22 protein-coding genes and 2 tRNA genes are annotated in these 25,405 nt (G+C 43.1%); 18 read left to right on the plus strand and 6 right to left on the minus strand.

Annotated features, from left to right (window positions below; genetic code table 11):
• The first annotated feature begins 43 nt into the window (after nucleotides 1-43).
• The 4 genes from PR808_RS06440 (at nucleotide 44) to PR808_RS06455 (ending at nucleotide 4,356) form a co-directional block, all read left to right on the plus strand.
• Nucleotides 44-1,612 (plus strand): alpha/beta hydrolase-fold protein, encoded by a 1,569-nt coding sequence (locus PR808_RS06440; protein ID WP_272538953.1) that lies wholly within the window; start codon nucleotides 44-46, stop codon nucleotides 1,610-1,612.
• A gap of 181 nt (nucleotides 1,613-1,793) precedes the next feature.
• Nucleotides 1,794-3,233, plus strand: coding sequence for an alkaline phosphatase (gene phoA / locus PR808_RS06445; protein WP_206084473.1), 1,440 nt, complete (start codon nucleotides 1,794-1,796; stop codon nucleotides 3,231-3,233).
• A gap of 218 nt (nucleotides 3,234-3,451) precedes the next feature.
• The gene (locus PR808_RS06450) at nucleotides 3,452-3,982 is read left to right on the plus strand and encodes a GNAT family N-acetyltransferase (protein ID WP_206084474.1); all 531 of its coding nucleotides are present in this window, start codon (nucleotides 3,452-3,454) and stop codon (nucleotides 3,980-3,982) included.
• Between the two features lie 119 nt (nucleotides 3,983-4,101).
• Nucleotides 4,102-4,356: a DUF1435 family protein gene (locus PR808_RS06455; protein ID WP_206084475.1), complete on the plus strand. Its 255-nt coding sequence runs from the start codon at nucleotides 4,102-4,104 to the stop codon at nucleotides 4,354-4,356.
• A gap of 97 nt (nucleotides 4,357-4,453) precedes the next feature.
• Here PR808_RS06455 and PR808_RS06460 read toward each other — a convergent pair.
• The 3 genes from PR808_RS06460 to rsmC all read right to left on the minus strand — a co-directional run bounded on the left by PR808_RS06460 (nucleotide 4,454) and on the right by rsmC (nucleotide 5,843).
• Nucleotides 4,454-4,539, minus strand: a tRNA-Leu gene (locus PR808_RS06460).
• Nucleotides 4,540-4,585: 46 nt separating this feature from the next.
• Nucleotides 4,586-4,671 (minus strand) — tRNA-Leu (locus PR808_RS06465).
• Nucleotides 4,672-4,829: 158 nt separating this feature from the next.
• On the minus strand, nucleotides 4,830-5,843 hold the full coding sequence (gene rsmC / locus PR808_RS06470) for a 16S rRNA (guanine(1207)-N(2))-methyltransferase RsmC (RefSeq protein ID WP_272538954.1): 1,014 nt from the start codon (nucleotides 5,841-5,843) through the stop codon (nucleotides 4,830-4,832).
• Between the two features lie 131 nt (nucleotides 5,844-5,974).
• Between rsmC and PR808_RS06475 the strand changes: the two genes are divergently transcribed.
• Both PR808_RS06475 and rimI read left to right on the plus strand, forming a co-directional pair.
• The gene (locus PR808_RS06475) at nucleotides 5,975-6,385 is read left to right on the plus strand and encodes a DNA polymerase III subunit psi (protein ID WP_272538955.1); all 411 of its coding nucleotides are present in this window, start codon (nucleotides 5,975-5,977) and stop codon (nucleotides 6,383-6,385) included.
• Nucleotides 6,354-6,806 carry a ribosomal protein S18-alanine N-acetyltransferase gene (gene rimI / locus PR808_RS06480; protein WP_206084478.1) on the plus strand — a complete coding sequence of 151 codons (453 nt, stop codon included), beginning with the start codon at nucleotides 6,354-6,356 and terminating at the stop codon, nucleotides 6,804-6,806. Before PR808_RS06475 ends, rimI begins: the two co-directional genes overlap by 32 nt.
• Before the next feature lie 87 nt (nucleotides 6,807-6,893).
• Here the strand turns inward: rimI and PR808_RS06485 are convergent, their stop codons facing one another.
• Nucleotides 6,894-8,447 (minus strand): BCCT family transporter, encoded by a 1,554-nt coding sequence (locus PR808_RS06485; protein ID WP_206084479.1) that lies wholly within the window; start codon nucleotides 8,445-8,447, stop codon nucleotides 6,894-6,896.
• 321 nt (nucleotides 8,448-8,768) lie between these two features.
• Between PR808_RS06485 and PR808_RS06490 the strand changes: the two genes are divergently transcribed.
• From PR808_RS06490 to PR808_RS06500, 3 genes are read left to right on the plus strand one after another with little or no spacing between them, the layout of a single operon-like run.
• On the plus strand, nucleotides 8,769-9,899 hold the full coding sequence (locus PR808_RS06490; RefSeq protein WP_206084480.1) for an aromatic ring-hydroxylating oxygenase subunit alpha: 1,131 nt from the start codon (nucleotides 8,769-8,771) through the stop codon (nucleotides 9,897-9,899).
• Nucleotides 9,900-9,917: 18 nt separating this feature from the next.
• Nucleotides 9,918-11,369, plus strand: coding sequence for an NAD-dependent succinate-semialdehyde dehydrogenase (locus PR808_RS06495; protein ID WP_272538956.1), 1,452 nt, complete (start codon nucleotides 9,918-9,920; stop codon nucleotides 11,367-11,369).
• A 13-nt stretch (nucleotides 11,370-11,382) separates the two neighbouring features.
• Nucleotides 11,383-12,336, plus strand: a complete 954-nt coding sequence (locus PR808_RS06500) for a PDR/VanB family oxidoreductase (RefSeq protein ID WP_272538957.1) — start codon at nucleotides 11,383-11,385, stop codon at nucleotides 12,334-12,336.
• Nucleotides 12,337-12,370: 34 nt separating this feature from the next.
• Here PR808_RS06500 and PR808_RS06505 read toward each other — a convergent pair whose 3' ends face one another.
• Entirely contained in the window at nucleotides 12,371-13,276 is a 906-nt protein-coding gene (locus PR808_RS06505; protein ID WP_206084785.1) for a helix-turn-helix domain-containing protein, read from the minus strand.
• A complete protein-coding gene (locus tag PR808_RS06510; RefSeq protein ID WP_206084483.1) occupies nucleotides 13,276-14,223 on the minus strand; it encodes a LysR substrate-binding domain-containing protein in 948 nt (315 codons plus the stop codon). The genes PR808_RS06505 and PR808_RS06510 overlap by 1 nt, the downstream gene beginning before the upstream one ends.
• A gap of 101 nt (nucleotides 14,224-14,324) precedes the next feature.
• On the opposite strand from PR808_RS06510, the gene PR808_RS06515 reads away from it, so the two are divergent.
• The 9 genes from PR808_RS06515 to deoB all read left to right on the plus strand — a co-directional run bounded on the left by PR808_RS06515 (nucleotide 14,325) and on the right by deoB (nucleotide 25,305).
• Nucleotides 14,325-15,389 carry a tartrate dehydrogenase gene (locus PR808_RS06515; protein ID WP_206084484.1) on the plus strand — a complete coding sequence of 355 codons (1,065 nt, stop codon included), beginning with the start codon at nucleotides 14,325-14,327 and terminating at the stop codon, nucleotides 15,387-15,389.
• A gap of 202 nt (nucleotides 15,390-15,591) precedes the next feature.
• Nucleotides 15,592-17,181 carry a peptide chain release factor 3 gene (gene prfC / locus PR808_RS06520; RefSeq protein ID WP_206084485.1) on the plus strand — a complete coding sequence of 530 codons (1,590 nt, stop codon included), beginning with the start codon at nucleotides 15,592-15,594 and terminating at the stop codon, nucleotides 17,179-17,181.
• Between the two features lie 197 nt (nucleotides 17,182-17,378).
• On the plus strand, nucleotides 17,379-17,789 hold the full coding sequence (locus PR808_RS06525; protein WP_206084486.1) for a BON domain-containing protein: 411 nt from the start codon (nucleotides 17,379-17,381) through the stop codon (nucleotides 17,787-17,789).
• A gap of 130 nt (nucleotides 17,790-17,919) precedes the next feature.
• A complete protein-coding gene (locus tag PR808_RS06530) occupies nucleotides 17,920-19,017 on the plus strand; it encodes a patatin-like phospholipase family protein (protein WP_272538958.1) in 1,098 nt (365 codons plus the stop codon).
• On the plus strand, nucleotides 19,010-19,795 hold the full coding sequence (locus PR808_RS06535) for a TatD family hydrolase (protein ID WP_241016852.1): 786 nt from the start codon (nucleotides 19,010-19,012) through the stop codon (nucleotides 19,793-19,795). The genes PR808_RS06530 and PR808_RS06535 overlap by 8 nt, the downstream gene beginning before the upstream one ends.
• Before the next feature lie 303 nt (nucleotides 19,796-20,098).
• Nucleotides 20,099-21,382 carry a NupC/NupG family nucleoside CNT transporter gene (locus PR808_RS06540; RefSeq protein WP_206084786.1) on the plus strand — a complete coding sequence of 428 codons (1,284 nt, stop codon included), beginning with the start codon at nucleotides 20,099-20,101 and terminating at the stop codon, nucleotides 21,380-21,382.
• A 495-nt stretch (nucleotides 21,383-21,877) separates the two neighbouring features.
• Nucleotides 21,878-22,657: a deoxyribose-phosphate aldolase gene (gene deoC, locus PR808_RS06545; protein WP_047755652.1), complete on the plus strand. Its 780-nt coding sequence runs from the start codon at nucleotides 21,878-21,880 to the stop codon at nucleotides 22,655-22,657.
• A gap of 48 nt (nucleotides 22,658-22,705) precedes the next feature.
• Nucleotides 22,706-24,028 carry a thymidine phosphorylase gene (gene deoA / locus PR808_RS06550; protein ID WP_219245644.1) on the plus strand — a complete coding sequence of 441 codons (1,323 nt, stop codon included), beginning with the start codon at nucleotides 22,706-22,708 and terminating at the stop codon, nucleotides 24,026-24,028.
• 53 nt (nucleotides 24,029-24,081) lie between these two features.
• Nucleotides 24,082-25,305, plus strand: a complete 1,224-nt coding sequence (gene deoB / locus PR808_RS06555; protein WP_206084490.1) for a phosphopentomutase — start codon at nucleotides 24,082-24,084, stop codon at nucleotides 25,303-25,305.
• Nucleotides 25,306-25,405: the final 100 nt, after the last annotated feature.

A 25,405-nucleotide genomic window follows, 5' to 3' on the forward strand; every position in this document is an offset into this window, starting at 1 on the left:
TTGATAGTAATAATTATTATCAGTTGACTCCTTGGAATTAGATGTGAAATCTTTGCCGCTTTTAGGTTGTATTTTGTTTTCCTGTGCAGCGATGGCAACGCAATCTGACTGCATTCGTTTAGGTGAGCTTTCTTCTGTGGAAGGCGTACATGATAGCGAAGGCCATAGCTGCGTTTATTTTGAGGCTTTGCAGCAAGATTTTATTAAGCAGCGCGGTGAGGGGGTCTCTCAGGTTGTTTTATTAAATGCTGACAAGCAGCCTGTCCGTGTATTACAGGCATATGGTTCCGACAAAGAACCGCATACAGCTGATTACATCGTGCCGACAAATGGTGTGTATTACCTCGATTTACAAGGCTCTCCAGGTAAATCATGGCAATTACAGTTTGATGTGAGTGACTATCAGCCTTTAGCGATTAAAAAAGATAACGAGCCCATTAGCCCTAAACTGCAAAGCCTGCTCAATGAACATTATCATCATGGTGATACTAATGCGTTTTGGCAGGAGGTTGCCAAACAAGGGACGCCGCTTATTGAAGACCTTGCAGGTCGACAAAAACGAGCGACATTTTTATGGCGCGGAGCAAAGTCCAATGCGTATATTTTAGGAGCGCCTTCGGGTAATCATGAAAGAATGGCGCAAATAGAAGGAACGGATATTTGGCACCGTTCCTTCATCATTCCAGCGGATACATTAACTCAATATAAAATTGCCCCTGATATCCCTACCGTACCTGAAGGCGGTTTTGCACAACGCAAAGCCATTTTAGTCACCGCCCAGGCTGACCCTTACAACTCACAAAGTATCCCTTCTGGCTCAACGGATAAATATAATCGCTTTTCCTTGCTATCACTGGCACCGAATATTCGCCAGTGTCAATTTCCTGCTATTGAAAAAAAACACATTCAAGGGCAGTTAGAAACCTTTACCTTATCTAGCCAAATTTTGAATAATGAGCGGCAAATTACGGTATACCGGCCAAATATTCAGATGAAACAGCCTGCGTTATTGGTACTTTTGGATGGGCAAATCTATCTTCATACTTATCAAATGGCGAAATTTTTTGATAGCTGGATGAACGAGGGCTCTCTCCCACCAATGAATATTGTGTTTGTCGACAGTATTAGCTCTGATAGGCGTGGCGAAGAACTGCCTCCGAACACGCTTTTCCCGCAATTGCTGGTGGATGAATTAATGCCGCAATTGGCGAAAAAAGGTATTGATGCGAAAGCGGAACATACCATTATTGCTGGATCAAGTTTTGGAGGGTTAGGGGCAACGTGGAATGCACTACAACACCCTGAAATATTTGGCAATGTGCTGAGTATGTCAGGGTCTTATTGGTGGGCGCCAAAAGGGGAAGATCCTGAATGGTTAATCAGTGAAATAGAAACGATGCCACCGAAGCCTATTCGCTTTTTCCTCGAAGCAGGCTTATTTGAGCAACGAGGAAGCTGGGGCGGGATCATTCAAAATCATTATCAGTTATTAGAAGTGTTGAAACATAAAGGCTATTTAGTGGATGCCATTGAATTACCCAGCGGGCACGATTATGTTTCTTGGTGCGAAACATTATACGAAGGCACTAAACAACTGTCTTCTCAGTGGTAATAGCGCGTTAATTTCAATAAAAAAGCAGCGGATAATGCGCTGCTTTTTTCACATTTATGACAATCGTCTTCATTTCGCCATAAAAGCGTCATTCAACTGTCATCTGGTTACTTTAGCATGCCTGTCATTATTTGAAGCATACTTCCTCTTTTTTCATTATTGATTGGCAAGGAAAACAGTTATGACTGGTAATTTTATGAAATCCCTTTTAGCTGTCACAGTCAGCACATTAATGTTAGGTAGCACCCTTCCAGCTTATGCAGCGGATAAAAATGATGCAGTTTCAGAAAACCGCGCAGCACAAGGTGATATCACCAAGTTTGGTGGTGCACGTCGCTTAGCGACCGAGCAAACGGATATCATGAAAGCCGCATTACATAATGGCAAAGCAAAAAACGTGATTTTATTTATTGGTGATGGCATGGGTGATTCAGAAATCACCGTTGCACGTAACTATGCAGAAGGGGCTTCTGGATTCTTTAAAGGTATCGATGCATTGCCAATTACAGGGCAATATACGCATTATGCGCTAGATAAAAAGACGCAAAAGCCTGATTACGTCACAGATTCAGCGGCATCCGCTACAGCATGGTCTTCTGGGGTGAAAACCTACAATGGGGCTTTAGGGGTAGACGTCTTTGGTAAAGACCACGAAACATTAATTGAAATCGCTAAACGTAACGGTAAAGCGACAGGTAACGTGACGACCTCTGAGATCCAAGATGCAACGCCAGCGGCGCAATTCTCCCACGTGACGGCACGTAAATGTTACGGCCCAGAAGAAACTTCAGAAAAATGTGGAACCAATGCCCTTGAAAATGGTGGTCGTGGTTCGATTTCTGAACAGTTATTGGTAACCCGTGCGGATGTGACGTTGGGCGGTGGTGCGAAGAGCTTTAAACAAGAAGCGAAAGCGGGTGACTATAAAGGTAAGACGCTTGAGCAACAAGCGATTGAGCGCGGTTATACTATTGTGCGTGATGCGAAGTCGCTGAACGATATAAAACTGGCAAACCAAGACAAACCTCTACTTGGACTATTCCACGATGGCAACATGACAGTCGCGTGGGAAGGGCCAAAGGCGGTGCACTATGGCAACATCAACAATGCTCCGTTGGAGTGTAAGCCGAATCCAAAATTAGATCCAAACGCACCAACGCTAGCGCAAATGACGCAAAAGGCTATTGACCTGTTAGAAGTCAACCCAAATGGTTTCTTCTTACAAGTTGAAAGTGCATCTATCGATAAACAAGATCATAAAGCCAACCCATGCGGCCAAATTGGTGAAACGGTTGCTCTTGACCAAGCGGTTCAAGTGGGCTTAGATTTCGCGAAAAAACATGGTGATACATTAGTTATTGTGACTGCTGACCATTCACATTCAAGCCAAATTATTCCAGAAGGCACGAAATCAACGGGGTTAACTCAAGCGTTGATTACCAAAGACGGCTCTGTGATGGTGGTGAATTACGGTAACTCTGAGGAAGATGATTCACAAGAGCATACTGGTGCTCAGCTGCGTGTTGCGGCTTATGGTCCACACGCTGCGAATGTGATGGGTCTGACTGACCAAACCGATTTGTTCTTTACCATGCGTGATGCAATGGGATTGAAGCAATAAACCAACCCTGTAGTGTAAATTCTCCGCAATATGGATGTTGTGGGGAATTTTTTATTTTATGTTCCCATCTCTTTTGAATATCTTGCTTTTATTTCAACCTTGCCTTAATAGCTTATTGAAATAGTTGAACTTATTTTTTTATCGGTTATCTTGGAAAACAAATTCACCTGATAACAATAAAGAGCGTTTATATTGGCGCTGATAATGAGAATAAGATCATGAGAGAAATCCGCGAATTACAACGAGATGAAATCCCTTCTGTTTGGTCAATCGATCGCACTGAATTAATTGAACACCTTTATTTACACCAAGAGGGCAAACTGGTGCTTTCGAAGCAGCGCTTTGATATGAAAGGCTGGCCAGAAGGCGAACCCGAGGCTTATACCCCACATTTATTAGACAGTTATGACCAAGGTGCTATTTTTCTGGGTGTCTTCGAACAAGGAAAAATCATTGCGGCTGCAAGCGTGGATAATATTTGGCGAGGGGAGCAAAAGAATTTACTGCAGTTATCCTTTTTACACGTGAGCCATGCATATCGAGGCAAGGGGATTGCGGGAATGTTATTTCAACAATGTGTAGATATTGCGACTCAAAAAGGGGCGAAAGGGCTGTATATCTCTGCAACGCCATCTGAAAATACGGTGCATTTTTACCAATACATGGGATGTGGTTTGATTGAAACACCAGACCCAGAGCTGTTTGCCCTGGAACCAGAAGATATTCATTTTGTTTATTGGTTTTCTTAAGTTATCTATTTTGTAAAAATCGTGTTAATTTAGGGGTGTTTTCGCAGAAAAACGATTGAAATTTACTAAAAATTAGATATGATTGATAATCATTATCATTTAAGATTATTGAGGTCACTATGCCAACTAGCATATCAAAAACCGCAGGTTTACGGCGTATAGGCGCTGGCCTATGGGGTGTCTTTGCCGTGGTATTGCTAAGCATTGCTTATGTCCTCAGCAATATGGGTTTTGATAACCTAAGAGTGGTGATGATCACTATGATGATCGCAACGGCGGGGATGTTATTTAATCGCGGCTCTCGCCGTTTATTGATTATTCCAGCTGTAGTTTCATTACTGTGCTTTTTGATGGCTTTTGTGTTGCAAAGGTAGTTTGATTTGCGAAAGTGTTAATTGAGCTGAATGCAATCTGGGAAGATTTCAGAAAAATGCGCGAAAGGCTGCTGGGGAAATAACATTCATTGACCAGTGGTGCGAAAGGGGGGACTTGAACCCCCACGTCCGAAGGACACTAACACCTGAAGCTAGCGCGTCTACCAATTCCGCCACCCTCGCAATACTGTTTCGTCAATGCTGAACTACTGTGTTTATCTAAAGTTAGTGGTGCGAAAGGGGGGACTTGAACCCCCACGTCCATAGGACACTAACACCTGAAGCTAGCGCGTCTACCAATTCCGCCACCCTCGCAATGCCAAATCTAACTTTTCTTACAGCGATAATACGCAGCGGATTTTAGGCTAATTTTAGCGGACGTCAATATTTTTTTAATCATCTATTTTTTTTTGATTAAAAAACGGCCAGCCTATGAGGCTGACCGCTAAATTGCACGATAATAGGGTCATTAACTAGCGTTTCGTGGCTTGGTATACCTTGAATTTACCTGTTTTTGCTAGCACTTCATGGCTACCAAAGGCTTTATCTAATAAGTCTGGGTAAGGTAAAAATGCATTGGCAACAATGCGCAAGTGACCGCCTTTTTTCAGGAATTTAGGGGCTTGGTAAATCATGTTTTCAACGGCACTGTAGCTGGTGTTTAGCCCATCATGGAAAGGTGGGTTAGAGATAATCCAATCGAATTTGTCGTGAATATCTGAATAGGCATCACTTGCAATGACGACTCCCGTGAGTTTGTTCGCTTCAAGTGTTGAGGCTGCGGAGTCTAATGCGGAGGCGCTAACATCGCTTAACGTCAGCTTAACATCAGGGTTTTGCGTTCCAATGACGGTTGCAAGAACACCATTACCACAAGCTAGGTCGAGAACATCGCCTTTCATTGGCTCTGTTAATGTTGAAAGCAGTAAATCACTGCCGATATCTAACTCATTATGACTAAACACGCCAGGTAGTGCATTAATTCTAACCGTATCAAGATCATAGTGACGCCACCAGCGTGCAATATCAAAGGTGGTTGGTTGCTCTAATTCACCATAATACAAGCCACAACGGCGGGCCGAGTCGATTTTTTGTAAGGTCGCGATACCTTCCATGATGGATTCTGCGCTTTTGACGCCACTGCGGTTTTCGCCAACAATAAAAATTTGACTACCCGCAGCAAGATGGGTGCACAGATCGTCCAGTTGGAAGCAAGCTTCTTGTTTATTTTTTTGCCAGAAGTAAATCAATGTATCGCAAGGCTGAATAAATTCAGCGGGTGTGGTTGATGAAAATAAAACCATTTCGCCCATCAAAGGCTGCAGGTTTTTCCAACGATGGTATTGATTTGTTACGACGCGAACACTTGCTGCTTCGAGAGTGGCAGCCAATTCATCCTGAATGTCACCAGCCAAAATGACATGACGATCCGTAAAATGCTCAAGATGGCGCTGGATAACTTCACTGGCCGGTGTCAGTAATGACATATTCTGTCAATCTCCTAAAATGATAAAAACTGCTAACACCATACCAGAAATGCGAGAAATCGCATTGCTCTGTTGGCGCTATTAATCCCCTTTGATAAGATGGGGTTGTAAAATAGCGACTGGAAAAATAAATGACACGACGTGACAGGCTTTTAGAACAAATGGGGATCACTCAATGGATGGTGAGAAATCCAGCTGTGTTACGTGGCGAACGTGGTGTCAGGATCCCAGCGTCGACTAAGCTTATTATTATTACTGATGAGAACCTTGATTTAAATAGCCAGCTGTTAAAAGATATTTTTCTTTCAATGCGAATCGCACAAGATGATGTGGTTTGCATTAATTCTGAGCAGCTGAATTTAATCCCAACACCAATAACAATTCCTTGTTGGGTTCTCGGGGGGGAAACCCATCCAGAAGGTTCAAAAATGACGTACTTTTCACCTGTTTTGTCTGAGCTTATGACGAGTATCAGCGGCAAACAGGCACTATGGAAACAAATTTATCAATATGATGAAAATTTCAACACTAAAGCAATCTGATCTTGCTACTGCCTTCTTAATTGAGAAGTTAAGCCATGATTTTCCATGGACTGAGCGAGTTTTTTATGGGAATCAAGGGGAAAAGTATCATAACCTAAAAATTTCTATTAATAATCAGATTGTTGGTTATGCGATAACGCAATGTGTTCTGGATGAGGCAACACTATTTAATATCGCTATTCACCCTGATTACCAAGGCAAGGGATATGGGCGTTTATTGCTAGAACAGTTGATTAGTGAGCTGATGAATAAAGGCATTATGACGCTTTGGTTAGAAGTCCGAGAATCAAATGCTTCTGCATTGCATTTGTATGAAAAGCTCGGTTTTCATGAAGTCACTGTACGAAAAGACTATTACCCTGCTAAAAAAGGCCGAGAAGACGCATTAGTCTTAGCGCTCACACTGTTTGGCTCCCAATAGTTGCTCCTGAAAGCGAGTAAAAAACCCCAGCACATACCAAATGTTCTGGGGTTTTTATTGTTGAGCGACTATAAATTCATTTTTTAACTATTTTTCGGGTAATACAGGTTCATTGGCCATTGAGAGATCTTCTTTTGTCTGTCTTTGGACTGCGACCTGTGCATTCACTTCTTCGTTCAGCCCTTTATAAGTGGAATAACACATTAACAGCATCATCATGGAAAGAGGGACTGCCATAGCAACTAGCGCTGATTGTAATCCTGATAACCCGCCCGTCATGATGAGTACAACCGCAATCGCGGCAATCACAACACCCCAAATCGTTTTGGTGATGTGAGACGGGTTAGGATTACCATTTTCACTGACCATGCCCAAAACAAACACCGCCGAGTTTGCTGAAGTAATAAAGAAGATCAACACCAATGCAATGGCAAGTACACTAATGAAAGTAGATGCAGGGAAATAATCTAAGAATTTAAATAACGCTGATGTCACATCGGTTTTCACTGCATCCGCGAGCGCTGTTTGCCCTAAGTTTTGAATTAAATGAATAGCCGATCCGCCCATTACGGCAAACCATGCAAAGGCACTTAATACTGGAATAAATACTGCACCAATCATAAATTCTTTAATGGTTCGCCCTTTCGAAATACGCGCGACAAAGCTACCGACTAATGGTGCCCAAGCAATCCACCAGCCGAAGTAAAACAGTGTCCAGTTAGCAATCCAAGTACCGTCATTATAAGGCTCAGTACGAAATGACATACTGACAAAGTTTTGTACGTAATCGCCAATACCTTGGAACAACACTTTTAAGATGGTTTGAGTTGGACCAGAGATAAAGATAAATGCCATCAATGCTAATGCGAGGATGATATTCAGGTTCGATAGGTGTTTAATCGCCCCTTGTAATCCAGAGATGGTTGATGCGATATAAACAACAGTGATAACTGCAATTAACCCAATTTGCACGTAAATGCTAATTGGAAGCCCCCATAAGTAGTTCATGCCACTGTTAACTTGCAGTGTACCAAACCCCAATGATGTGGCGATGCCAATCACAACGGAAAGCATCACTAACACATTAATTAGCTTACCGACAGAACCATAAATTCGATCGCCAATTAAGGGATAGAAAACGGAACTAATTGATGAAGGTAGCTTTTTTCTAAATTGAAAATACCCTAAAGCGACACCGACCAGTGCGTAACAGGCCCATGCGGAAACGCCCCAATGAAGGTAAACATACTGCATCGCTGATTTTGCGGATTGCTCAGTTGAGCCTTGGCCAATGGGTGGACTGATGTAGTAGGAAACAGGTTCTGCAACTCCCCAGAACATCAAGCTGATACCAATAGATGCGCTGAATAGCATGGCAATCCATGTCACCGTACTGTATTCGGGTTTATCGCTGTCATCGCCAAGACGAATATGACCGAATTTAGAAAAACCAAGGAACATGCAGAAACTAAAAAAGATAAAAACAGAGCCCAGAATGAACCAACCTAGGTTGTTATAGATAAAGCTCAGAGCAGAATGTGAAAATGCTTCCAGTTTGTCGGGGATAAATGCGCCCACACTGATGATAGCCAAGCTAATGGCTAACGACACGTAAAATACGGATTTCTTATGATTCATCATACCTCTTCTCCAGTTGCTCACTTATTTTTTGTCTTTTATGAGAGTCGGCTTGCAGGGAATGCCTGTTTATTTTTTAAGGGTACAGCTAATTGTGGTTACTTTGGGTTTACAGAGAATAGCCATGCAAAGATTGTGTAGTCAACAAGTAATTAACCAATTATTAACAGCTGGTTTAATTTAATATCATTTAACTGAATGATTTAATTATGAAATAAAATATTGTTTGAATATCGCGCAATATTTTGTTTGATCATTTATGCGATCTTCGTTAACATCCATAAAAAAGATGTTAACTATAAGTTTACATAAGTGAGGGCAATTATGAGCAATGCAGCTAAAGTCATTTCGATTAATGATCACCTTGATATTGATAACGCATGGACAATCCCTGCGCGTTATTACACATCTAATGATATTTTTGAATATGAAAAAGAAAAAATCTTTGCTAACTCATGGGTTTGTGTTGCCCACGTTAGTGAAGTTAAAGAAAAAAATTCCTATATCACCCGTGAATTGATCGGTGAAAGCTTAGTGATTGTGCGTGGTCGTGATGATGTTTTACGTGGTTTTTATAATGTGTGCCCACATCGTGGTCACCAATTAATTAGCGGTGATAGCGGTAAAGTTAAAAATGTAATTACTTGCCCTTACCATGCGTGGGCTTTCAAACTCGATGGTCAGTTAGCGCATGCGACAAACTGTGAAAATGTGAATAACTTTGAGTCTGATGCGATGTCACTTAGCAGCTTTCATGTGATTGAACATGCAGGGTTTATTTATGTGAATATGACCGTGGGTGAGCCGCAACCGATCGAAGAGCAATTACCTGGCCTCGCTGAAAAAATGCAAGAAGCTTGTGCGGTGATTAGCGATTTAAAATTGGCAGCACGTTTTGTTAGTCATACGCCAGCTAACTGGAAGACCATTGTTGATAACTATATTGAATGCTATCACTGCCCTACCAACCACGTCAGTTTCGCCAGTTCTGTGGATGTGAATGTTTACGAGCACCAACTTCTGGATAATTGGACGGTACAAATTGGTAAAGCAAAACCGTCTGAATCTTCTTATCAGTTTGATGAATCCGTTTTAGACCCGCGCTTCTTTGGTTTTTGGATTTGGCCAAGCACCATGTTCAATATGCCGCCAGGAGGAGACTTCATGACGGTTATCTATGAGTTCCCTGTGAACGCTGGGGAGACCTTGCAACACTATGATATTTATTTCCTTAATGAAGAATTGACTGAGTACCAGAAAAACTTAGTGGAATGGTATCGCACCGTGTTCCGCCCAGAAGATTTGCGCTTAGTTGAAAGTGTTCAAAAAGGGCTGAGATCGCGGGGCTACCGTGGTCAAGGACGCATTATGGCCGACAGACAACGCAGTGGGATCAGTGAGCACGGTGTGGCGCATTTCCACAAAATTGTTGCTGGTGCACATACCGAAGAATAATGAAAGGAGCCGTCACATATGCAGACAGTCACTCACCCGACGCTTTTTCGTCAGTCTTGTTATATTAATGGGCAATGGGTTGATTCAGATAAAAAAATTTCTGTGACGAATCCTGCTGACCAATCTGTGCTGGGGACTATTCCCAGCCTAACGGTAGCACAAGTGGATGACGCTATTGAACAGGCTTACGGTGCAATGGAAAGTTGGAAACAATTGACCGCGAAAGCACGTTCGATCATTTTACGCCGTTGGTTTGAGTTGATCGAAGCCAATGTTGATGATCTTGGCCTGATCATGACCCTCGAACAAGGTAAGCCGCTGCACGAAGCTAAAGGAGAAATTCGCTATGCAGCCTCTTTTATTGAGTGGTTTGCGGAAGAAGGTAAGCGTGTGTATGGGGAAACCATCCCCCAAACTGTTGGTAGCAACCGTATTTCAACGATAAAACAGCCGATTGGTGTCTGTAGCGCTATCACGCCGTGGAATTTCCCAGCGGCGATGATCACGCGAAAAGCCGCCCCCGCTTTGGCCGCGGGTTGTAGCATCATTATTAAGCCTGCAACAGAAACACCTTTTACTGCTCTCGCATTAGCGCAGCTGGCGGATGAAGCCGGTATTCCAGCAGGGATATTTAACGTCATCACTGGGGATTCTCGAGTTTTAGGGGAAAGGCTGACAAAACATGAGCTTATCAGCAAGTTTTCATTTACAGGTTCAACACAAGTCGGTCGTGTGCTATCAGAACAATGTGCATCAACCATCAAGAAAACGTCGTTAGAGCTTGGCGGTAATGCACCGTTTATTGTGTTCGAGGATGCGGACATTGATAAAGCGGTGAGCAGTGCAGTTCAAGCGAAATTCCGTAATGGCGGCCAAACCTGTGTTTGCGTCAACCGTTTCTACCTTCATGATGCTATTTTCGACGAATTTAAGACCAAGTTTGTTGCAGAAGTCGCCAAGTTGAAAGTTGGGAACGGGGCGGATGTTGGTACAGATATTGGACCAATGATTACCACGCGGGCTATTGAAGGCATGAATGCACTATTGCAAGACGCATTGGCAAAAGGTGCAAAACAGTTGGTATTGGGAAATGAAATCAAAGAGCAAGGTCATTTTTTCAATCCAAAAGTTCTGGTGGATGTTGATGATTCGATGGACATTGTGCACGAGGAAATCTTTGGACCTATCGCAACGTTGATCCGCTTTACTGATGAAAATGAAGTTATTACGCGAGCAAATAATACCATTTATGGACTCGCGGCTTACTTCTTCTCCCGTAATGTGAACCGTGTTTATCGCGTCGCTGAAAAACTGCAAAGTGGCATGGTGGGGATCAATACAGGGTTGATTTCTAATGAAGTGGCACCATTTGGTGGGGTTAAACAATCAGGGCTAGGTAAAGAAGGGTCTCGATATGGTATTGAAGACTACTTAAGTATCAAATACCTGTGCTTAGATGTCGGCGAATAAGAGGGACGCGGTGATGAGCCAAGAAAAAATTGCAGTGAATGTCAGCCGAATCGAACAAGTGAGTTCAACCGTTAAAATGTTTGAATTTGTTGCCCAAGAGGGAAATTTCTTGCCTTTTAGTGCAGGCAGTCATGTCACTGTATACATGGGGGAGCAAACGGGCTTACAGCGCGCTTATTCGCTGATTAGCGACCCAAAACATAGAGGCAGTTACTGTATTTCTGTTTTGCGTGATGAAAACTCGAAAGGTGGATCGGCATTTATGCATGAGCAGCTGTCTGTTGGCGATTGTATTCATCTTTCACCTGCTCAAAATTTTTTTTCCCTTGAACAGGATAACCAGTGTAAGCACTTGCTAATTGCTGGGGGGATCGGTATCACACCGTTTTTGTCTTATTTGTATGAATTAGAGCAAGGCGGTATGGACTTTGAGTTACATTATTGCTTTCGCGATGTGAAAACCGCTGCGTTTGTCGAGCATTTACAAGAGCGTATTGGCTCACGCTTGCACCTTTATGATGGCAGCCAAGGGCAGAGGATGTCTGTCGAGCAATTGATTCAGTCCCAACCTTCGTCTAGCCATGTGTACGTGTGCGGCCCTCAATCATTAATTAATGAGGTGATTGAAAAAGGTAACCAATACTTAGGGGGATCACAGGTACATTTTGAAAACTTTGGTGAAGTCGCCAGTGAAGGGGATTCTTTCGAAGTTTACTTTCAACGTTCAGGCTTTAGCTTAGGAGTTGGCAAAGATATATCTATTTTACAGGCCATTGAATTGGATAAGCGCATCAATGTGGAATGTTTATGTCGTAATGGGGTTTGCGGAACCTGCGAAACCGCTATCCTTGAAGGCGAAGCTGATCATCGTGACCACTATTTAGATGACGATGAGAAAGCAGAGCAAAAAACCATGATGTTATGCGTATCTAGGGCAAGAAGTAAGCGTTTAGTACTTGATTTATAAATTCATTCCCCCACCGTTGTTTGTGGGGGGAGTATTAAATTGGTTTGAGTTCAAACATCAAAAAGGGTTGGTTTTCATCATTAAAATGTTGATATGCAGTAATTTGTTTATCTTGAAACACAATTTGTCCACGGCCTGTTTGGCACACTTCTTCTAGCCATGTTTTGTGATTAATGATGAGTTGATACAATAAACGTTGCAGTTCGAGGTAGTCAATTTCAGTGGATTGGCTACTTAAGTTACTGGCAAGAATTTCACCAGCTTTGTCAGTGAAAGCGACTAAGTAATTGAAGTGGGAGAGTAAAACATCAAAATAGCACTTAATTTTTCGTAGGCGTAATTCGCTATTCTTGCGTTCGGTATTATCAAGGCTGATCCCAACCAATTTAGTGACTTTACCATTTGGCCCTTTAACCCCTGTGGCGCGAGAAGTGATCCAACGGTACTCGCCTTCCCAGTTAATTTTAAAATCCATCTCATGGGCACCGCCTTCACGAATGATTTTTGAGTAACCATTCACCAGCTTCTCTTTGGACTCAGGCGCCATCAATGCCCAAAAATCTTCATTAGTCGTAATTTTAATGCCATAAACGGCTTCGACATTATCTGAGTAGTTCAATTCCCCTGTGAGCAAATCCCACTCCCACGTTACGATATCGGCAGATTCTTGCAGGTGCACTTCGTTGATGTTACGCATCACCCCTGCATTGGTGACCGTGATTTGGTTGTTCGTATATTCGCCGTATTTTAACCAAATTTTATCGACATCCAGTAACGTTGCCAATTTATCAAGGTTGTCTTCGTCGATCATACCACCTTTTGTCCACTTATTGACGGCGGTTCGGGAGACGCCAAGGGCTTGTGCCGCCTTAAGTTGGCTCATTTTCTTTTGTTTGAGTAATTTTAATAAACGTTCTTTGAATGTCTCAGTTTCTGTCATCAATTGCTATCAACCTTTACTGAAGGTGTTGCCATAAATCCATTTTGCAAATGGGTCGCAAGGTATTGTTCGAGATTTTCAATGAAAACTCTAAGATTAGCACTTGTTCGAATACTTCTCGAATAAACGGCATAAACATCTGCGGTTTGGTACCATTCTGGGAGAACACGCACTAACTGTCCAGATTCTAATTCTGGCAAGACGCTCCACAATGATCGCAGTAGGATGCCTTCCCCACTTAAACACCATTGCTTTGCAACCTCACCATTATTCACGGTGAGTTGACTGTTTGGGCTAACGGTCATACTTTCTTGGTTGTGGGCTAATTTCCACACCGCGGGGGCTTGATTGCGTTCTTTAATCGCAATACAAGAATGTTTTTGTTCAAGTTCTTGTGGATATACTGGATAGCCATTTTTTTCTAAATAGCGAGGTGCGGCACAGAGTATGCGTTGATTGGCAGCGATACGCCGTGCAATAAACTGATCGGAGATAGTGCCTCCGATACAAATATCCACATCAATGTTTTCATTAATAATATCGACGGATTTATCTGTTAACGTCAGGTCGATAGCTAATAAAGGATACTGAGCGCGTAATGATAGGATAAACGGATTGATATAAGTGCTGCCAAACCCTGTGCTACAACTGATCCGCAGTGTACCACGGATTTCTTCACGGCAAGCATTGAGCGTTTCTTGCATATGTTCAAGTTCCGCTAACATCAATTCGCTGCTGCGTAGAATAATTTGTCCTTCATGCGTGAGCTTAATTGAGCGTGCACTTCGAAAAAATAGCGTTTGCCCAAGATTTTCTTCCAACAGTTTGATTCGTTTAGAAATATAGGCGGGTGAAACCAATAGCTGTGCTGCCGCTTGAGAAAAACTCATTAAGTGGGCGACAGTGACAAAAACGCGAATGTCCTCTAACGCAGGGAGCTTGTTCATAGTTTGTAAACCTAAGGATTACAGTTCATGTCTATACTTTATCACAGCAATCCCTAAACTGGAGAAAAACACACCTAATTCATTTATCAGAGGTTTTCACCATGTCACAATTCAACATAGCGGTTATTCCTGGCGATGGCATTGGTACGGAAGTGATCCCCGAGGGGTTAAAAGTTTTACAAGCCGCAGCAAGCAAACACAATGTAAAACTCAACTTTACACAATTTGATTGGTCATGTGAAACCTATCACCGCACTGGGCGTATGATGCCAGAAGACGGTTTAGAACAACTGAAAAAGTTTGATGCGATTTTTCTTGGTGCTGTAGGTTTCCCTGGTGTACCAGACCATATTTCGTTATGGGGTTTATTGTTGCCTATTCGCCGTGCATTTAACCAGTATGTTAACCTGCGCCCAGTTCGCTTATTTGATGGGATCAAATGTCCACTGGCGGATAAAAAACCAGGGGATATTGATTTTTATGTGGTGCGTGAAAACGTAGAAGGAGAATACTCTGCTATTGGTGGTATTCAATATGAAGGCACTGAAGATGAAATGGTGCTGCAACAAAGTATTTTTACCCGCAAAGGCACTGACCGCATTTTAAAATATGCGTTTGAATTAGCACAAACTCGTGAGAAAAAACACCTGAGTTCAGCCACTAAATCTAACGGATTATTCCACTCCATGCCGTATTGGGATAGCCGCGTGGCAGAAATGGCAAAACACTACCCAGAGATTAAAGTCGATCAATTTCACATTGATATTTTTGCGGCAAACTTAGTGCGTATGCCAGAGTTTTACGATGTGATTGTTGGGTCAAATTTATTTGGGGATATTTTGTCTGATTTAGGCCCTGCTTGTACAGGGACCATTGCGATTGCACCGTCTGCCAATATCAACCCAGAAAAAGACTTCCCATCGATGTTTGAGCCAGTCCATGGCTCAGCCCCTGACATTGCAGGGTTAAATATTGCTAATCCAATAGGGACGATTTGGGCGGCAGCGATGATGATGCAACACTTAGGTTGCCCTGAAATGCACGATAGCATTATGGTTGCGGTGGAAACGGCGATCAAAGAGCGCCGTCACTTAACCCGTGATATGGGCGGTAATGCAAGTACTCAGGCGTTAGGCGATGAAATCACTCAATTGATTTTGTCGTAATCCGTTCGTTATTTAAGTCATTTTTATGTCTCATCGGGGTATTGTTTTTGTCATACCTCGATGCTTTGATTGTTAATACCCCCAAGATCTGCGAAAATATCCGCCAATTATGTTTAACAAGACGGATTTGCACCGCTAAATGCTACATTAAGCTAAGACGCGTGCCACTATAAATCTGTATTCAGACGAAAAGAACGGTTAAATGACAGATCAGAATTTTCTACAGGAAGTTAGCACGCGTAGAACGTTTGCTATCATCTCTCACCCCGATGCGGGTAAAACCACGATTACAGAAAAAGTATTGCTGTTCGGGCACGCTATTCAACGTGCAGGTACAGTAAAAGGCCGTGGCTCCAATCAGCATGCAAAATCCGACTGGATGGAAATGGAAAAACAGCGTGGTATTTCGATTACCACATCTGTGATGCAGTTTCCGTACAATGATTGCTTAGTTAACTTACTGGATACCCCAGGGCACGAAGACTTCTCTGAAGATACCTATCGTACGTTAACTGCTGTTGACTGTTGCTTAATGGTTATTGACTCTGGTAAAGGGGTTGAGGATCGTACTCGTAAACTGATGGAAGTTACCCGTCTGCGTGACACGCCAATTCTGACTTTCATGAATAAACTCGACCGTGATATTCGTGATCCAATGGAACTACTGGATGAAGTGGAAAATGAGCTGAAAATTGCTTGTTGTCCAATCACTTGGCCTATTGGTTGCGGTAAGTTATTCAAGGGGGTTTATCATTTACTGCGTGATGAGACGATTCTTTACCAAACAGGTCAAGGTCATACAATTCAAGAAGTTCGTATCATCAAAGGGTTAAATAACCCTGATTTAGATGCGGCGGTGGGTGATGAATTGGCTGCACAATTGCGTGATGAGTTAGAGCTAGTTCAAGGCGCTTCCCACGAATTTGACCATGATGCGTTTTTAGAAGGGGAATTGACCCCTGTTTTCTTCGGTACCGCATTAGGTAACTTTGGTGTTGACCACATGTTAGACGGCTTGGTCGAATGGGCGCCAGCACCACAAGCCCGCCAAACTGACGTGCGTGAAGTTGAAGCCACAGAAGAAAAATTCACGGGCTTCGTCTTTAAAATCCAAGCTAATATGGACCCGAAACACCGTGACCGCGTTGCGTTTATGCGTATTGTTTCAGGCACCTACGAAAAAGGAATGAAGTTACGCCAAGTGCGAATCAAAAAAGACGTGGTAATTTCCGATGCATTAACCTTTATGGCAGGGGATCGTTCTCAGGTCGAAAATGCCTACGCTGGGGATATCATTGGTTTGCATAACCACGGGACGATTCAAATTGGTGATACGTTCACCCAAGGTGAAGAACTCAAATTCACGGGTATCCCGAACTTTGCACCAGAGCTGTTCCGTCGCATTCGTTTACGTGATCCACTGAAGCAAAAACAGCTGCTGAAAGGGCTGGTTCAGTTGTCTGAAGAAGGTGCGGTGCAGGTGTTCCGTCCATTAACCAATAACGATTTAATCGTCGGTGCGGTAGGGGTACTACAGTTTGACGTGGTCGTTTCGCGCCTGAAAAGTGAATACAACGTTGAAGCGATTTACGAAGCTGTTAACGTTTCAACGGCACGTTGGGTTGAGTGCGATGATGCGAAGAAATTCGAAGAATTTAAGCGCAAAAATGAGCAAAACTTAGCCCTTGATGGCGGTGATAACTTATCGTATATCGCACCAACGATGGTGAACCTCAACCTGACCAGCGAACGTTACCCAGACGTTCGGTTCCGTAAAACACGCGAGCACTAGTCTTGTTTTTAACCCGCTATTTCATCATGAAGTAGCGGGTTATCTCTTCCTGATGCTCTTTTAGAGAGCCTTTTCCTATCTTTAAAACTATTTCATCAAGAATATTCTGTCTTTACCCTTGAACCACTTTATTTTTTCTGTTTTTTTACTTAGGCTAGTAACGTTAACTCGTTTACCACAGTGAAAGGAAGGTTCCTATGAAAAAGGCAATGCTATTAAGTAGTTTTACTGCTATTGGATTGAGCTTTGCACTCACTGCATGCAGCTCATCATCAGACGGCGCGCTGAAAAAACAAGCTTCTGAAACGTGGGACAGTGCGGCCAAAACCGTTGAAATGGCAGGTAAAGATACGGGGAATGCTATTTCTAGCGGCGCAAAAAATACGGGCGAATACATTGATGATTCGGCAATTACTGCAGATGTGAAAGGAAAATTACTGGGCACCAAGGGAATTTCCAGCAATAGTGTATCCGTCAAAACTGTTAACGGTGTAGTCTATCTCTCGGGTTTTGTGAAATCAGCTGACCAAATCGATAAAATTACGCAGGTCGCTTCCCGCGTTAATGGCGTGAAATCTGTGCAAAATGGATTAGTGCTTGCTAACTAATCTGTAAATAAATGTCTCAATAGCCCGAATTGATGAATGTTTATTGTACAATGCCGATAGAATGAGCTTTCAAAGGGAAGCTCATTCTGTTTTTGAGTCATGAACGCTATTCAATTCATTCAGGTGTATTATGGGAAAACACGTTTCAGTCACTTTAGGCACTATTGAGCCTCTCGCATTTTTAGATAATATCAACTCAGGAAAAACCGCATTGATTTGTGAAGGTGGCGGGCAGCGAGGGATTTTTACTGCGGGTGTACTGGACGAGTTTCTGATTTCTGACTTTAATCCATTTGATTTAATGATTGGTACCTCCGCAGGGGCGCAAAATTTGTCTGCTTATATTTGCGGGCAAGCAGGCTACGCTCGCCGTGTGATCACCCGTTATACCACCAATTCTGCGTTTTTTAATCCACTACGTTTTATCCGTGGGGGTCACCTCATTGACCTCGATTGGTTGATAGAAACCACAGCAAAAGAGTTCCCTTTGAGAATGGAAGCGGGGCTGGATCTCTTGGATTCAGGCCGTGAATTTTATATGGGGGCTAGCCGTAGTGATAATTTTTCTGCTGAGTTTTTACAACCCAATGCAGATACTTGGCTGGATATTATTCGTGCATCGAGTGCAATCCCTGGGTTCTACCGCGAAGGCGTTGAATTTGATGGCACGTTATACCACGATGGTGGGATTAGTGCGGCAATCCCTGTTGAAGAAGCCTACCGACGCGGGGCTGAAACAATTGTGGTGATCCGTACTGTGCCATCCCAAATGTATTTCACCCCTGAATGGGTGAAAAGAATGACGCGCTGGTTGGAAGGTGAGAATAACGGATTACAGCGCATGGCGGCGATGTTGAAAGTGCATCTGAAAAGCTATCGTAAGACGCAAGAATTTATTGAAAATCCGCCTAAAGATGTGCAAGTTTTCGAAATTTACCCACCTGTTCCGCTAAAAAGTAGTGCGTTGGGGAGTAAAGTCTCTTCCTTAAATGAAGACTATCATACAGGGCGACGTTGTGGGCGTTATTTCATTGCTGCTCTTGGTGCAGGGTTTAATCAGAGTCAAAACAGCTTCAGTCGCACTTTGGCGCGGAAGATGGAACTCAATCCCCTTGAGATTGATATCGAACCTTCAGAGCAAAATGCATCAGTGCCTGAAGACTTAGTGCCAGAGCTTGTTGAGACACCTTCAATTATATTGCCAGTGAATGAAAATCGTAATGGATAAACCCCAATTTATTGATACACACTGTCATTTTGATTTTCCGCCTTTTAGTGATGCGCTTAGCGAAAGCTTGCACCTTGCACAACAAAGTGGCGTAGAACAGATTGTTATTCCTACGGTGAGTTTAGATAACTTCGCTCGTGTATGGCAATTGGCACAGCAATACCCACAATTGCATGCAGCGATGGGGTTTCATCCTCTGTATATCAGTCAGTATCAAGATGCACATTTTGATGTATTAGTGGATTACCTTCAGCAGAAAAATAAAAACTGCGTGGCAGTAGGGGAAATTGGACTCGATCTATACATGCCAAACCCGCAGTTTGAGCGCCAACAGCAATTGTTAATCGCGCAACTTAAGCTGGCAAAGCAGTTTGATTTACCTGTCATTTTGCATTCCCGCAAAACGCATGACCCACTAGCAGCGATATTGCGCCGTATTGATGTGCCTGCTCGCGGTGTGGTACATGGTTTTTCGGGGAGCTTATCCCAAGCTCAAGCTTTTGTTAAACTTGGTTATTATATTGGTGTAGGGGGAACGATAACCTATAAGCGCGCTAATAAAACTCGCTATGTGATGTCGCAATTACCACTCACATCATTATTGTTTGAAACTGATGCGCCAGATATGCCTGTTTCAGGTTTCCAGGGAGAGCCCAATCGGCCAGAGCGTCTTGAGTGGGTTTTTCGTTCATTTTGTGAGCTTCGCCACGAATCTCCAGAAGAAATCGCTCAACAACTTTACAATAATAGCCTGTCGTTATTTAATCTGACAAAGTAAAAACAGTTAAAACGATAAGTAATACTTATATAAATCTGTTTCCCATCTGATTTAATCCATTCAGCTTTTACTACGACTTATGGCACCTTTAGGGCCTTTCCAGATAAAACTGACTCAGTTTTGTGATTTTTATCACATTATTTGAATTTTCAGTGTTTCTTGCACCTCGTATTTGTGATGAACATTGCGAGTTATTCATGATGACTAGGTATAATCATCACACAAAGAGACAAGGCGACTTACACGTTTCCTTATATATCAACCTAGAATCAAGTGAACAGGGATCCTTCCATGCAACTCATTATGAGTATTATAGGAATGGCGGTACTCATCGCGATAGCTATCCTATTTTCTAGCAATCGCCGAGCGATAAGACTTCGCACTGTAGGTGGTGCTTTTATTATCCAGTTGGCAATCGGCGCATTAGTGTTATATGTCCCTGCTGGGCGCAGCGTGCTACAAGGGATGTCTGATGGTGTTTCTAAAGTCATCGGATATGGTCAAGATGGTATGAGCTTTATTTTTGGCGGCTTAGTGTCCGACAAAATGTTTGAATTATTTGGCGGTGGCGGCTTTATTTTTGCTTTTCGCGTTCTGCCTATCATTGTGTTTTTCTCATCGTTGATCGCTGTACTTTATTACTTAGGTATCATGCAGTTGGTGATTAAAGTATTGGGTGGCGGTTTACAGAAAGTTCTTGGTACATCACGAACTGAGTCCTTATCTGCGACGGCGAACATTTTCGTGGGTCAAACTGAAGCACCTTTAGTTGTTCGTCCTTATATTGCAACCATGACCACTTCTGAACTGTTTGCGATTATGTGTGGTGGTTTAGCGTCAGTGGCGGGTTCTGTGTTAGCGGGTTACGCACAAATGGGCGTGCCAATGGAATACTTGATTGCTGCATCATTTATGGCAGCACCTGGTGGTCTGTTATTCGCAAAACTGATGGTTCCTGAAACAGAAGATGCGCGCGATAGAGTTAACGCGACTGATTTAGTTGCAGAAGATGAACGTCCTGCAAATATTATTGATGCCGCAGCAGCGGGAGCATCGTCAGGGATGCAATTAGCATTGAATGTTGGCGCAATGTTATTAGCGTTCATTGCATTGATTGCATTAATCAACGGTATTTTAGGTGGTATTGGTGGCTGGTTTGATTATCCTCAGCTGTCCCTTGAGTTGCTATTAGGTTGGTTGTTTGCGCCTATCGCTTACTTAATTGGTGTGCCGTGGAGTGAAGCCACTATTGCGGGCTCATTTATTGGTCAAAAAATTGTTGTGAATGAATTTGTTGCCTTCATGAATTTCGGTGAATACATGAAGGCCGATGCAGAAGTGATTGCGGCAGGTAAGCAAGTACTGTCTGATCATACAAAAGCCATTATTTCATTCGCATTGTGTGGTTTTGCGAACTTATCGTCAGTGGCAATTTTGCTGGGTGGTTTAGGCGGAATGGCACCAAATCGCCGTGGCGACGTTGCGCGTCTTGGCATGAAAGCTGTCATGGCAGGAACATTGTCTAACTTAATGAGTGCGACTATTGCTGGCTTCTTCTTGACCTTGGGGGCAGCCGCGGTAGCATAAAGCATCGTGTAAGATTTTAGGCAGGTTTATTCAGCCTGTTCACTATAGAAGCGGAAGGGTGTAGCTCTTTCGCTTTTATTTTTATCGGTTATATTCTTTTGCTATCTTTTATATTCAAAGGCAGAATTTCAACTATTCTTAACTTAGTCAATTAATGATTGTTTAAGGTTAGAAAAGCCATTTGAGTGAATAAATTAACAGATAGATCGGGTATAATGAGATCTTATTCACATAATTATATTTAATAATGTAACATTCAGTCGATTAATGTGATTTGTAGCACATAAAGTGACGCTGTTCCATGGTCAAATAGACACTAGTAAGCTGCTAATGGAACTGCTAGTTCTCAGAGTCGAATGACTCTAGGGCATCGTGCGGTGAGAAGGAACTCAGCTGCTCAGTTCGGAAGCATCCGGCTGGCATCTTTAAGGAACCAAGCCCGCTCGCCAACAAAGAACGTGTCGTTCTGAAGAATTAATAACGTTGGAGAGTTATATGACTGATTTAAAAGCAGCCGCACAACGCGCGCTGACCCTGATGGATTTAACCACATTGAATGATGACGACACTGATGCAAAAGTGATCGCATTATGCCATCAAGCCAAAAGCCCTGCTGGCAACACAGCGGCAATTTGTATCTACCCTCGTTTTATTCCAATTGCGCGTAAAACTTTGCGTGAGCAAGGTACGCCTGACGTTCGCATCGCGACCGTAACCAACTTCCCACACGGTAATGATGATATTGAAATCGCATTAGCAGAAACTAAAGCCGCTATCGCTTATGGTGCGGATGAAGTTGACGTTGTATTCCCATACCGTGCGCTGATCGCAGGCAATGAGCAAATTGGTTTTGATTTAGTCAAAGCGTGTAAAGACGCATGTGCAGCTGCCAATGTGTTACTGAAAGTGATCATTGAAACGGGTGAATTAAAAGATGCTGCGTTAATTCGTAAAGCGTCTGAAATTTCAATTAAAGCAGGTGCTGACTTTATCAAAACCTCAACAGGCAAAGTCCCTGTTAACGCAACATTAGAAAGTGCAGAAATCATGATGCAAGTCATCAGTGATATGGGCGTTGCAAAAACCGTTGGTTTCAAACCTGCTGGTGGTGTACGTACCGCAGAAGAAGCGGCTGATTACTTAGCATTAGCAGGCCGAATTTTAGGTGACAATTGGGCTGATAGCCGCCACTTCCGTTTTGGCGCATCAAGCTTATTAGCAAATTTATTAAACACGCTGGGTTACGACGTTAAAAAATCAAGCAGCAGTTATTAATTTTCGCATTATTGTTAGCCGATAAATTCGACTTTAAAGGAGTATATCGTGTTTCTGGCACAAGAAATTATTCGTAAAAAACGCGATGGTAAACCATTAAGCGAAGAGGAAATTCGCTTTTTTATCAATGGTGTTCGTGATAATTCTGTTTCGGAAGGTCAAATTGCTGCACTGGCAATGACCATCTATTTTAACGATATGACGATGCCTGAGCGTGTTGCACTGACGCTGGCTATGCGTGATTCAGGAACGGTGCTGAATTGGAAATCACTCAACCTTAACGGCCCGTTGGTGGACAAGCACTCTACAGGCGGTGTTGGTGATGTGACTTCGCTGATGCTAGGCCCAATGGTCGCTGCATGCGGCGGTTATGTCCCTATGATTTCAGGCCGTGGTCTGGGTCATACAGGTGGTACGTTGGATAAGCTGGAAGCTATTCCTAATTTCGACATCTTTCCTGATGATGTTCGTTTCCGTGACATTATTAAAGATGTGGGTGTGGCAATTATTGGGCAAACCAATTCATTAGCGCCAGCAGATAAACGTTTTTATGCAACCCGTGATATTACTGCAACAGTTGACTCGATTCCGCTGATTACGGCATCCATTTTAGGTAAAAAACTGGCTGAAGGCCTTGATGCCTTAGTTATGGACGTAAAAGTCGGCTCTGGTGCATTTATGCCAACCTATGAGAAATCAGAAGAACTGGCAGAGTCAATTGTCAAAGTGGCAAATGGCGCAGGATGTAAAACGACGGCATTGTTAACCGACATGAACGAAGTATTGGCGTCCAGTGCGGGTAATGCGGTTGAAGTGCGCGAAGCAGTGCAATTCTTAACTGGCGAATACCGCAACCCGCGTCTGTATGAAGTGACAATGGCACTTTGTGTGGAAATGCTGGTTTCAGGTTCGTTAGCGGCTACTCGTGAAGAGGCTCGCCAAAAACTGCAAGCGGTGCTGGATAACGGTAAAGCGGCAGAAGTGTTTGGTCGTATGGTTGCAGCACAAAAAGGCCCAGCAGATTTTGTTGAAAATTATGACAAATACCTACCAACTGCTGTGCTGAGCAAAGCAGTTTATGCACCGAAAGACGGTATTATCACGCAAATGGATACGCGTGCATTGGGGATGTCCGTTGTGACATTAGGCGGCGGTCGCCGTAAAGCAACTGACCCAATTGACTACAGTGTTGGTTTGAGTGATATCGCGGCACTCGGCGCGAAAGTGGATACACAAACACCATTGGCAATTATCCATGCAAACAGTGAAAAAGCATGGGAAGAAGCGGCAAAAGAAGTGCGCGCAGCAATGGTAATTGGTGAAAATTCCCCAGAGCAAACGCCGATGGTTTATCGCCAAATCAGCGAGTAATACAAATAGATTTTAGTGGTATATCGTTCTAATAAATACCGCAGGAGAAAAATATGAAACGCACATTTATTATGGTTTTGGATTCCTTTGGGATCGGCGCTGCACACGATGCACATAAATTTGGTGATGAAGGCTCAAATACATTGGGTCACATTGCAGATGCTTGTGCACGCGGCGAAGCGGATATTGGTCGTAAAGGGCCTCTGCATTTACCTAATTTAACAAAATTAGGTTTAGGTAAAGCAGGAGAAGAATCAAGCGGTTCATTCCCTGCGGGTCTTGATCCTAATGCTGAAATTATCGGTGCATATGGTTACGCAAGCGAGATTTCTTCTGGTAAAGATACCCCATCAGGCCACTGGGAAATCGCAGGTGTGCCTGTGTTATTCGATTGGGGATATTTCTCTGACGAAGAAAACAGCTTTCCACAAGAACTGCTAGATACTTTAGTTAAAAAAGCCAACCTGCCAGGCTACTTAGGTAACTGCCATTCATCTGGTACTGTCATCCTAGACCAACTGGGTGAAGAGCACATGAAAACTGGGAAACCAATTTTCTATACTTCTGCAGACTCTGTATTCCAAATTGCGTGCCACGAAGAAACGTATGGCTTAGACAAACTGTATGAGCTGTGCGAAATCGCCCGTGAAGAGTTAACCAAAGGTGGTTATAACATTGGTCGTGTTATCGCGCGTCCATTTGTGGGTGATAAAGCAGGTAACTTCTCGCGTACAGGCAACCGTCACGATTTAGCGGTTGAGCCACCAGCACCAACTGTACTGAAAAAATTAGTGGATGAGAAACAAGGTGAAGTCGTTTCTATCGGCAAAATTGCGGATATTTATGCGCACGTTGGTATCACTAAGAAAATCAAAGCAACAGGTATCGATGCACTGTTTGATGCAACAGTAGAAGAAATGAAACTGGCGGGTGATAACACCATCGTATTCACTAACTTTGTTGACTTTGACTCAGCTTACGGCCACCGCCGTGATGTTGCTGGCTATGCCGCAGCACTCGAATTATTTGACCGTCGCTTACCTGAATTAATGAAACTGGTTAAAGAAGATGACATTCTGATTTTAACTGCTGACCACGGTTGTGACCCAACTTGGCCAGGAACTGACCATACTCGTGAGCACATTCCTGTTCTGGTTTATGGACCAAAAGTGAAACCAGGTTCATTAGGTCACCGCGAAACGTTCGCAGATATTGGTCAGACAGTCGCTAAGTATTTTGATTTGTCTCCAATGGATTACGGCAAACCAATGCTTTAATCCCAATTACCCGTCATACTTTGAGCTGTAGCGGTGTTGGCAGCACAAATCCACCCTAATCACATACTTGTGTATGCTCATAGGGATGGTTTTGCTAGCC

It is taken from the genome of Providencia sp. PROV197 (assembly GCF_028479625.1).
GTDB classification, from domain to species: Bacteria; Pseudomonadota; Gammaproteobacteria; order Enterobacterales; family Enterobacteriaceae; genus Providencia; species Providencia vermicola.